Origin of the sequence: Acinetobacter sp. YH12227, assembly GCF_013417785.1 — a bacterium.
Lineage (GTDB): Bacteria > Pseudomonadota > Gammaproteobacteria > Pseudomonadales > Moraxellaceae > Acinetobacter > Acinetobacter gandensis.
The window spans coordinates 1-1,150 of record NZ_VPDH01000183.1 but is presented as its reverse complement, the minus strand read 5'-3'; the positions used below and the strand labels follow the sequence as shown (position 1 = coordinate 1,150).

General features: G+C 34.1%; 1 protein-coding gene and 1 pseudogene. Both read right to left on the bottom strand.

What is annotated here, in order from left to right; translation table 11 throughout:
- Nucleotides 1–151: 151 nt before the first annotated feature.
- The gene (locus tag FTV09_RS17825; protein ID WP_000422636.1) at nt 152–931 is read right to left on the bottom strand and encodes an aminoglycoside O-phosphotransferase APH(3')-VIa; all 780 of its coding nucleotides are present in this window, start codon (nt 929–931) and stop codon (nt 152–154) included.
- A gap of 100 nt (nt 932–1,031) precedes the next feature.
- Nucleotides 1,032–1,150: pseudogene (locus FTV09_RS17820) on the bottom strand (IS30 family transposase); the annotation flags it as partial.

Here is a 1,150-nt window from a genome sequence, read left to right as displayed (position 1 = left end):
TCTTGACTCAAGCATTAATGCAGTACGATCTTCAAAGTTAAGATGATGGTATGACAATTTTATATACTCCATAAACCCTTTAAATTAATTAGGTGGTTTATGTCGCACTTCAAGTTTTACTCTGCCAAGTATTTTTAGATAATGCTTGGAATCAATTCAATTCATCAAGTTTTAAAAAATAATTCCTTTTGTCAGGTCTATCATTTTTTAAATGCTTTAAAAATATTTTCGCAGTTTCCTCCGATGCATCCTCTCTTAGGCAACGTTCAACAAAGGATATATCTACAAATTCATCTGCTAACCCAGCACGACCAAGATCTAAAAAATAAATTTCATTGAATTTATCTATAAAAATATTACTATCCGTGATATCGCCATGAGAAAAAACCAATCTTTCTTCAACACGAGTCTCGGTTAACTCATTCCATAGACTTAGGTAAGTTTTATGGTCTCCCCATAATTCAGTGTCAAAATCATCTTGATCTATATCGTCAAGGAGTTGGTTATCAATAAAAAATTTTGACTCTTTTAACCGATGATCAATGTTTGAAATAAATGGACAATCAATAATAGCAATTGAATTTAACAGATTGAGTGCCTCCTTATAGATAGCAAGCAATTCTTGGTCTGTTAAAAAAAGCGCTGAAATTGGTTTTGCATTGATCGCTTTAGTGATCATGAATTCAAACTGCTCATCCTGAAAAGTCATGATGAGTTCAGGCACCTTTAATTTCTCAGAGAGCCAACTCAACATTTTCGCTTCACGAGAGACACTGTATGTGGTCTCTGTATATAAAGTGCTAGATCGCTTAAGAAAAAAAGTTTCATTATTTCGATTAAAAGAATAAACATCCGATGGCGACTGACCAATTTTATTTGGCTCTAAAACGCTGTTTCCGATAAATTGTTGAATAATATTGGGCAATTCCATCAAGTTTTCCTTTTATTCAGCATTAAAAACCCCGCAAATGCGAGGCCTAGTAAATAGATGATCTTAATTTGGTTCACTGTAGCAAAAATATGGGGCGAATTCAAACATGAGGTGCGACAGTTTCAAAAGCCATATGATAATCAACAAGCTGAGCAAATTTCTCTAATGGTGTAAGCCAATCTAACGCCTTTCTAGGACGAGTATTCAGTGACATGGCAA

Coding starts and splice junctions, on each gene's coding strand:
- FTV09_RS17825 (WP_000422636.1), bottom strand. CDS start 931: ATGGAATTGCCCAATATTATTCAACAATTTATCGGAAACAGCGTTTTA.